Annotated in this window: 3 protein-coding genes; 1 reads left to right on the top strand and 2 read right to left on the bottom strand. The window is 60.4% G+C overall.

The window, feature by feature from the left end:
• Positions 1-229: 229 nt before the first annotated feature.
• Positions 230-802 carry a flagellar transcriptional regulator FlhC gene (flhC, locus tag VL598_RS04965; RefSeq protein ID WP_325325582.1) on the bottom strand — a complete coding sequence of 191 codons (573 nt, stop codon included), beginning with the start codon at positions 800-802 and terminating at the stop codon, positions 230-232.
• Positions 802-1,122 (bottom strand): flagellar transcriptional regulator FlhD, encoded by a 321-nt coding sequence (gene flhD / locus VL598_RS04960; protein ID WP_325325583.1) that lies wholly within the window; start codon positions 1,120-1,122, stop codon positions 802-804. Before flhD ends, flhC begins: the two co-directional genes overlap by 1 nt.
• Positions 1,123-1,846: 724 nt before the next feature.
• On the opposite strand from flhD, the gene VL598_RS04955 reads away from it, so the two are divergent.
• Positions 1,847-2,685: glycosyltransferase family 4 protein (locus VL598_RS04955; RefSeq protein ID WP_325325581.1), on the top strand; the 839-nt coding region annotated here is incomplete at its 3' end.

The raw sequence follows: 2,685 nt of genomic DNA, 5'->3' as shown, positions 1-2,685 counted from the left end.
TCAGCGCGCCGAGATGACCGCCTTCGAGCGCGTAACCGCCGAAAACGGACAATATCGTCACGAGTGTTCCCACGAATATCAGCACTGCCGAGCCCTCATAAAAAGCGACGTTAACCGTCGTTAATCTGGTTTACGGCAACGGCGCGAAAAACTTTGGGGGGAAACGCCGCCCGTGACTCCGGTGTAAACCAGAGGGATTTGCCGCCCGTCGCGGCTGTGGCGCTCAGAGTCAGGCGACGGCGAGAGGGGCGCGATCGGCGGCTCCGCCCGCAGGCTGCGCCTGCGCCGCCCGCCTCGTCTTGCCCGCGCGCGACGGCGGCTGGCATAGCCCGCAGACGAACCCATGCTGCGGATCGTGCGCGTGCGCGACGAAGTGCCCGCCACAGCGGCGGCACGCGCTCGTTTGCAACAGGCCGGAATCGAAGAAACGCACGAGGGTCCACGCGCGCGTGAGGCTGAGCACCGGTTCGTCGTCGTGCAGCTGAACGTGCTCCAGATAAAGCCGGTAACTCTTTACGATCGCGTCGATCGTGCGGCAGCCGCCGTGGCCGGCAATGAAGCGGTAGATGTTGTAGAACAGCGACGAATGAAAGTTCGGCTGCCAGGTCATGAACCAGTCGGTCGAAAACGGCAGCATGCCCTTGGGCGGCGACACCCCTTTCAGTTCCTTGTACAGCTTGATGAGCCGGTCGCGGGACAGACAGGTTTCCGCCTCCAGCAACTGCAGGCGCGCGCCCAGTCCGATCAGCTCGATCGCGAGAGTGATGCTTTTGGCTTCGAGTATGACGCTCTTACCCGCCATCAGCCGATCTGCTCGACCGGCTGGCCCGCCATCAGAATCGCCGAATGCGCCTGTGCGACTGCGCTTTGCTTGTCCTTGTCCGCGAGAGCGGACAGCACCGCGTGATCGTCGAAACGGAAGCGGCAGAGCATCTGGTTGGACGCCGCCAGCTTGACGGTCTGCGCCAATGACAGATTGGCGAGCACATCGGCCAGTTGGTCCGAAATACCCATGCGAAACATGCCCATCGGCTTGTCTTCGCGCAGCAGACGCTGTGCGAGCAGCAGATAGGACAGGTTAACTTCTCTGATCTCATTGAGCATATCGCTCGTGCTCATGATTTCCCCCGTACATATGCGCGGCTGGTCAGGCCGTTTTTGCGGAAACGTTTGCGAAACGCGCAGTATCAAGCGGAGCGCGTTGCTCGTCTCTGGTCTTAGAGCATTGTGTCTAAAGGGGGGGCTGCCGAAAATCGGAGAGACACCCCGGCGTCCCGACGGATAAATCCGTCATTTGTGTAGGAATTATTCCTACAGATCGCGCGCGCCGAGATGCACCAGATCGAATGAAAACGATGCCGCTGGAGAACTGCCTGTGCCCTTTGGCGGTTTCTCGCGCTATTTACTTTCCCGATCGGTGGGACTGTCGGCATTTTTTGCCGCATCCTGAAATAGTGGGTAACAATTATAAGAGCTTTCGCATTTTTCACAACGCGGCTGTTTTCAAGCCGGTTTGCCATTTTTGAGTCCCGGGCCCGCCGCTTGCTGAAGCGGGATGCCTGTTGAGCGTTTGTTTAAGTCTGCGGATTTTCACCTCCCGTTTATTGGGATGCCGGCGTGGTATGAGCTGTAACGGCGCGTGTTTCGCGCTGTAACAACATTAAGCGTTTGAAAAATCACTCGAATTGGCGTCGTCGATCCCGATAATGGACGCTAAGGGATTACCCGATCCAAGTCGGAGCACCCCCGGGCGGCGGCTTACCGCGCCCAACCGTCCGTTAGGCATCTCGCTCCACGCGCTACTCGCGCGCCGCCGTGCGAAGCCCCAGTGAACAGGAGAACCCGCATGCGAATCGCACAAATTGCGCCGCTGTACGAAGCTGTCCCCCCGAAACTCTATGGCGGCACCGAGCGTGTCGTGTCGTATCTGACCGAGGCGCTGATCGACCTCGGCCACGACGTTACGCTATTCGCGAGCGGCGACTCGGTCACCTCGGCGAATCTGGAAGCGTGCTGGCCGCGCGCGCTGCGCCTCGATCCGACGATTCGCGATGCATTTGCACCACACATCCTGATGATGGAAAAGGTGCGCAAGGTCGCGCACGAGTTCGACGTGCTGCATTTTCATCTCGACTACATGCCGTTCCCGCTCTTCACGACGATGGACACACCGTTCGTGACGACGCTGCACGGCCGCCTCGATCTGCCGGAGCTGCAGCCCGTGTTCGACACGTTCTCGCATGTACCGGTCGTGTCGATCTCGGATTCGCAGCGCATTCCGCTGCCGCAGGCGAACTGGCTCAGCACGATCTATCACGGGTTGCCGGAGCAGTTGCTCACGCCGCAGCCCCACAAGAAGCCCGAATATCTCGCGTTCCTCGGCCGCATCTGCCCGGAAAAGCGCGTCGATACAGCCATCAAGATCGCCGCGCAAAGCGGTCTGCCGCTGAAGATCGCCGCCAAGGTGGACAAGGTCGACATGGAGTACTTCAAGCGCGAGATCGAGCCGCTGCTGTCGATGGCGCATGTGGAATTCGTCGGCGAGATCAACGAGGCGCAGAAGCCGGAGTTTCTGTCGGGCGCGAAGGCGCTGCTGTTCCCGATCGACTGGTCGGAGCCGTTCGGCCTCGTGATGATCGAGTCGATGGCGTGCGGCACACCGGTGATCGCGTTCAACCGCGGCTC

It is taken from the genome of Trinickia sp., from assembly GCF_035492435.1.
GTDB lineage: Bacteria > Pseudomonadota > Gammaproteobacteria > Burkholderiales > Burkholderiaceae > Trinickia.
Note: the sequence above shows the minus strand (reverse complement) of the source record. Positions and strands in the feature narration are given on the sequence as shown.